Raw genomic sequence first — 5,381 nt, forward strand, 5'->3', positions numbered from 1 at the left:
GCGCGAGATGGCCCACCCCGAACGCCGCCGCGCCCGAGACCAGGCGCGCCTTCGACCGGCTCGCATGTCCGCCCCCGAGCATGAGGATCACGTCGCCGGTGGTGTACGCCGCGCCGGTGACCGACAGCAGCATGGTCGCGAGCGGCCCGAGACCGCCGACTCCCGGTCGCCCAGCTCCCTCACCCCGAGCTCCGTCCCGCAGCGCGATGGCCAGCGCCGCCGGGACGATGAGCGGCTTGCAGAGCTTCTCCAGTGGGCCGAACCCGGTCGCCTTGGCGAGCTCCGTACCCGCGGCGGCGGCGAGGAACGCGGGACCCTCCGGGCGGGAGGTGTCCATGAGCGACAGCACCCGCTCGCTCAGTGCCCGCGTCATGACGGAGGGGAAGGTCATCGTCGTCTTCTCGGTTGTGCTGTTCCGTGCCCTCATCCATCCGTTTGCCATGTCACTCCAGTCCCAGGTCGGTCAGGCCGAGCAGGGCGCGGTAGTCCACGCCCTCGGCCCGGATCACGTCATCGGCGCCGGTGGCACGGTCGACGACGGTCGCCACGCCCACCACCTCGGCGCCCGCCTCCCGCAACGCGGTCACCGCGGTGAGCGGGGAGTTACCGGTGGTCGTGGTGTCCTCGACCACCAGGACCCGCTTCCCCACGATGTCCGGACCCTCGATCCGGCGCTGCATCCCGTGCTTCTTCGCTTCCTTCCGCACGACGAAGGCGTCGATCGGCCGACCCGGCGCGTGCATGATGGCGGTCGCGACGGGGTCCGCCCCGAGGGTCAGCCCGCCCACGGCGTCGAAGTCCCAGTCCGCGGTCAGCTCGCGCAACAGACGTCCGATCAGCGGGGACGCCTCGTGGTGCAGCGTCGCGCGGCGCAGGTCCACGTAGTAATCGGCCTCCCGGCCGGAGGAGAGGGTGACGCGGCCGTGCACGACCGCGAGCTCGGCGACCAACTCGGCCAGTCGGGTTCTGGCCGCCGGATCGACGGTGGCGGGGGTGGGCATCGGGCTCCTCTGATCGGCGGGCGGGACGGTGATCGGTCTCGGAGTCGACTCTAGACGCGGGCCACGAGATCACCACGCGAAGAGGGACGGGCCGGTCGCGTGATGCGACCGGCCCGTCCCTCTTCATCACGTGGCCTGATCGGGTCTCAGGCCGTACCGTCTGTCACTCGTCGATAGGCGGCTCCGGCTCCGGCTCGACCGGCGGCTCCGGATCGACGGGATCGGTGCCACTGCTCCCCAGCGACCCGAGGGACCCGCTCCCGAGGCTGCCGGTGTTCTCGGGGACGACGACCGGCGGCGGCCATCCGTCCTCGAACGTGGACCAGGCGTACAGCTGACCGCTGCCCTGCGCGGCCGCGGAGTTGGTCCCCTGGGCGCACATGGTGAAGAAGCCGATCAGATCCTCGCCGCGGGGCTGGGTGGCCGGCGGCCCGAGCGTAATGGTCCGGTTGACCGTCTGACCGTTGGTCATCTGGAAGGACCCGGTCGTGCCGTACAGTCCCTCGACCTTGGCCCGGGTGTTCTGCTCGGTGATGCGCGAACGGAGCTGGACGGCCTCACTCGCCATATCCCCCAGGCTGCCCTGCGGGAAGAACTGGGTGAGCGGCCACAGGGGCATGGTGATGGTCGAGCCGGACGCCGTGATGCTGACCATCTCCGCCCGGACGTTCTGGTAGCGCGAGTAGTACTCGGCCGACATCTCGACGACGGGGGCCGTCGAGACCGTGCCACCGGGCCGGGCACCCGCGACCGTGTCCTGGTTGGGCGCCTCGCAGAAGACGGTGAAGCCGAGGTTGTTGGTCATCGATACCTGGACGGTGCCCGCGGCCCGGTCGACGTTGACGATGTCGACGGTCATCCCCGGGTTGTTGACGACGACGGTGCGGCCGTCACCGTTGTCACCGGGAACGACGGTCACGGTGTTCTGCGCGGCCGCGGTCCCGGCCATGCCGAGAACCATGAGGGCGCTCGCGGACGCCGCTGTGAAGCCCTTGAGGGCGCGTGAGGTGGACATGAGTCTCCTTGAGAATTCGGTCTGAAGGGGGTTACGAGCCGACGGAGCCGGCACCGAGGCTTCCCGTCGTGCTGCGGTCGGGCGCCGGGTTCGGGTCCTCGATGTCCTCGAGACCGATGTAGAGGAACCAGTCGTTGGTCACCATGTTGCGGCACATGAACACCGCGGCGGCCCTCCATTCGCCACGGTCGCCGGTGGCCGGGACACCGAGCGGGGCCGTGTAGTCCACGGTGCCACCGGCCGGGACGGTGAACTGGAGCGCGTTGTTCACCCGGGGGTCACCCGTGCGTCCGGCGACCCGTGCCTCGTTGTGTGCCTGCCGCGGTCCGGCCTCCGCCGAGCCGATGGCGCTGCCCGCAGGGAAGATGTCGAGGGCCGACCCGAAGGACACCAGGTCGCCGTTGGCGTTGGTGTCGGTGGGGCCGGTGAACACCCGGGTCCGGTAGTACTCCCGGACCTCCTCGGCCGCCGCGGCGGTGGTCACCTGGCCGTAACCGAGCGCCGTGTTCTGACCTCCGATGTTGAACTGGGGGACCTCACAGCGGAAGTTCGCATCGGTGGTGTTCTGGATCGATCCGGTGATCGTCGTGGGCGCCTCCCCCTTGTCGTTGACCGTGACGACGAGGGAGGTGTCGTCGACCTTGATGACGTAGCCGCCGGGGTTGCCGCCGGGCACCTGGGCGAGCGCGGGGGCCGCGCCGGCCACGAGAGCCAGTGCGGCAGCCGCAGCGACAGCCCCGCGCACTGCTGTGGTGGTGGTTGAGATCATTCTTCACTGCTCCTGTCGTACCGGCCATCGTGGAGAGACCGGGGTCCTATCGGATTGCTCTGGTCGCGGTCTGACCGCGGGGGTGACTGTCAGCTGCCGAGGCCGGCGCTGCCGAGGCTGCCCGTCGAGGTATTGGTCGCGTAGTTGGGCTTCACGCCCCCCTCGTACGCGTGGAAGGCGTAGCGCTGGCCGGCGATGGTGCAGGTCATGAACACGCCGGTCTGGAAGTCCGCGCGCTGACCCTCGACAGGATGATCGAGACGGACGTTCTGCTCGAACGCCGAGGTGGCGGGGATGGTGATGTTCGTCCCGAAGACGCCGTAGTGGCCGGCGAGACGCGCCTGCTCGAGGGCGGCCTCGTTCTGGTTGAGGGCGTCCCACTCCGGATTGAAGAACTCCGCAGCACTTCCGGCCTGGACCTGGGCCGATCCGAGGCCGATGTTCTGCGCGCCACCCGCGGCGGACGGGAGATTGAGGGTGAGATCAGCGAGCTCGGAGAGCGGGTACTGCGTGAAGTAGTCGATCGACCGGGCCACGACCTCGGCGGTGGTGACCGTCGCCGCCGGCCCGCCATCGATACCGGTGCAGTTGAGGTTGGTCCCGGTGTTGTTCTGCATCACGACCCGGACGGTCCCGGCCGCCTGGTCGAGGGGGTAGACGGCGAGTTGGATCTGCGTGTTGTCGACCGGATACACCGTGGTGCGGGGGTTGTTACCCGGGATCTGGGCAGTGGCGGCCGGCGCCGCGGCGGCGACGAACGCCGCGGCTAGTCCGAGCGCCGCGATTCTGGCTGAAGGGTGCCACGTACGTGCCATGGATCGTTCTCCTTAACATTGGCTTAGATCTGGATGAAGTCGGATCCCGGGCCATCGGGGGCGACGACCGGCCTTCGTCTCAGATAGGTAGTCCCGGCAAGTGTGACATGGCGCACAGCATTGTCACAGCCGCCTTATTATTTAGATCCGATAACACTTCGCCCCAATTTTCCCTAGTTGCACTACTGACCCGTCCTTAACAAATTGGACACATTTCGGTACGCGTGTCCTTTGCCTGCGGTTTTGACGACGGTCAGCGACCGGGCCAGCGTTTCGGCGAATAAGCACCTCGTCCAACTAAGACGTCGTATACCGTTGGTACTCCCTAGTGGTTTATGTCACACTTCCCCTGTCACGACGTTCGCTCAGCAGACGAACAGACAACCCGAACGCCCATACCGGGCCGCCGAACGGCCCTCAGCGCCACCCGTCGCACGGCGCTGATGACCACAGAGATAAAGGACTCCCCATGATGTTGACACGCGCTACGGCGCTGGTGGCCGGAGCCACCCTGCCGCTGGCCACCGCCATCGCCCTCGCCCCGGCGGCCACGGCCCAGAACTCACCCACCACCACCGGGACGGTCGAGGTCACCTACACCTGCACTCCCGACAACGCTCTGAACATCGGGGGCGTGAACACCTGGACCAACACGGTCGAGGTCACCTACCCCACGTTCGTCTCTCCGGGCGAGTTCTTCGAGGTCTCGATCCAGCCGGGGCCGATGCAGCCCAACACGGTGCGGGTCGGCCGGATCACCTACGACATCCAGGCGCCGAGCAACGCCGACTACCGCACCCAGACGCTGACGAGCGGCGCCACCGGGATCACCGCCGGCAGCCCCTCGCTGGCCGAGGTCAGCCCGACGACCAAGGCGACCCAGGCGGGGTCCAACACCGTTCGGATCTGGGGTGGACAATCCGCCCGCTACGGGACGAACACCGGCACGTCCATCAACACCGGCCTGCAGAAGAACAACAACCTGTCGTTCCAGCTGCCCGAGGTCACCTTCAGCATGCGCGCACCGAACACCCCCAGCCAGCAGATCGTCTTCGGGCTGCCCGGGGCCGGAGCCGCCGCCGCCACCGATGCGGCGTCGACCCAGTTCCAGTACACCCGCGGAACCACGGCGGGTGGCACCGGCACCACCGGCGCCCAGGTGGAGTGTGCCGCCAGTGCCAATGCGGCCGCCCTCACCACCACCACGATCACCAACGCCCCGTGGGTCCCCTTCCAGTGGAACACCAACCTGAACGTCCAGGCCCAGCCCGGCGCGCTCGACGAGGATTCGCTCGCGGTCAACGTGGTGACCTCCTTCCAGCGGCCCTCGAACAACTTCCCCGCCGGCACGATGGTCACGATCCTCCGTGACGGCGTCGAGGTCGGGCAGGTCGAGATGCCGGGGTCAGGCACCACCGTCGCCTTCGCGGACGACATCCCCCGTACGGCCGACACGCAGGTGTACCGCTACACGGCCGTGTTGAACAACCAGGACACACTGGGCGACACCTGGGTCGGAACCACCGCGACCTCGTCTCCCGTCATCGTCGCCGGCACCAACCCCGGAGCGGGCGGAGGCGGCACCGGCTCGCTGGACCCCGGCTCCGTCATCAACCCGATCGACTCGGCCATCGGCGGCTCCCTCACCGCGGGCCTGTCCGGATCGGTCGGATATGACGTCGCGCCGCTGTCGAGCCCGACCGTCACGGGCCTGCTGAGCTCCGCGAGCTGACACACCCCGCACAATCGAGAGGACCCGTCCGCGCCTGATGCGCGGACGG

5 protein-coding genes and 1 pseudogene are annotated in these 5,381 nt (G+C 68.5%); 1 reads left to right on the forward strand and 5 read right to left on the reverse strand.

What is annotated here, in order from left to right; genetic code table 11:
* The 5 genes and pseudogenes from G6019_RS08945 to G6019_RS08965 form a co-directional block, all read right to left on the reverse strand.
* Nucleotides 1-391 (reverse strand): annotated as a pseudogene (locus tag G6019_RS08945) (lysoplasmalogenase family protein); the annotation flags it as partial.
* A 52-nt stretch (nt 392-443) separates the two neighbouring features.
* Nucleotides 444-1,001, reverse strand: coding sequence for an orotate phosphoribosyltransferase (gene pyrE, locus G6019_RS08950; protein WP_182613511.1), 558 nt, complete (start codon nt 999-1,001; stop codon nt 444-446).
* Nucleotides 1,002-1,164: 163 nt separating this feature from the next.
* On the reverse strand, nt 1,165-2,016 hold the full coding sequence (locus G6019_RS08955; protein ID WP_182627444.1) for a hypothetical protein: 852 nt from the start codon (nt 2,014-2,016) through the stop codon (nt 1,165-1,167).
* A gap of 31 nt (nt 2,017-2,047) precedes the next feature.
* A complete protein-coding gene (locus G6019_RS08960) occupies nt 2,048-2,785 on the reverse strand; it encodes a hypothetical protein (protein WP_182613513.1) in 738 nt (245 codons plus the stop codon).
* Between the two features lie 89 nt (nt 2,786-2,874).
* Nucleotides 2,875-3,600, reverse strand: a complete 726-nt coding sequence (locus G6019_RS08965; RefSeq protein WP_107757450.1) for a hypothetical protein — start codon at nt 3,598-3,600, stop codon at nt 2,875-2,877.
* 469 nt (nt 3,601-4,069) lie between these two features.
* On the opposite strand from G6019_RS08965, the gene G6019_RS08970 reads away from it, so the two are divergent.
* Nucleotides 4,070-5,332 carry a hypothetical protein gene (locus G6019_RS08970; RefSeq protein ID WP_107757451.1) on the forward strand — a complete coding sequence of 421 codons (1,263 nt, stop codon included), beginning with the start codon at nt 4,070-4,072 and terminating at the stop codon, nt 5,330-5,332.
* The last annotated feature ends 49 nt before the right edge of the window (nt 5,333-5,381 follow it).

The organism is Dietzia sp. DQ12-76 (assembly GCF_014145045.1).
In the GTDB taxonomy this organism is placed as follows: domain Bacteria; phylum Actinomycetota; class Actinomycetes; order Mycobacteriales; family Mycobacteriaceae; genus Dietzia.

What these genes read in the sequence shown, in the direction of transcription:
- pyrE (WP_182613511.1), bottom strand. Translation starts at nt 1,001, where the DNA reads ATGCCCACCCCCGCCACCGTCGATCCGGCGGCCAGAACCCGACTGGCC.
- G6019_RS08955 (WP_182627444.1), bottom strand. Translation starts at nt 2,016, where the DNA reads ATGTCCACCTCACGCGCCCTCAAGGGCTTCACAGCGGCGTCCGCGAGC.
- G6019_RS08960 (WP_182613513.1), bottom strand. Translation starts at nt 2,785, where the DNA reads ATGATCTCAACCACCACCACAGCAGTGCGCGGGGCTGTCGCTGCGGCT.
- G6019_RS08965 (WP_107757450.1), bottom strand. Translation starts at nt 3,600, where the DNA reads ATGGCACGTACGTGGCACCCTTCAGCCAGAATCGCGGCGCTCGGACTA.
- G6019_RS08970 (WP_107757451.1), top strand. Translation starts at nt 4,070, where the DNA reads ATGATGTTGACACGCGCTACGGCGCTGGTGGCCGGAGCCACCCTGCCG.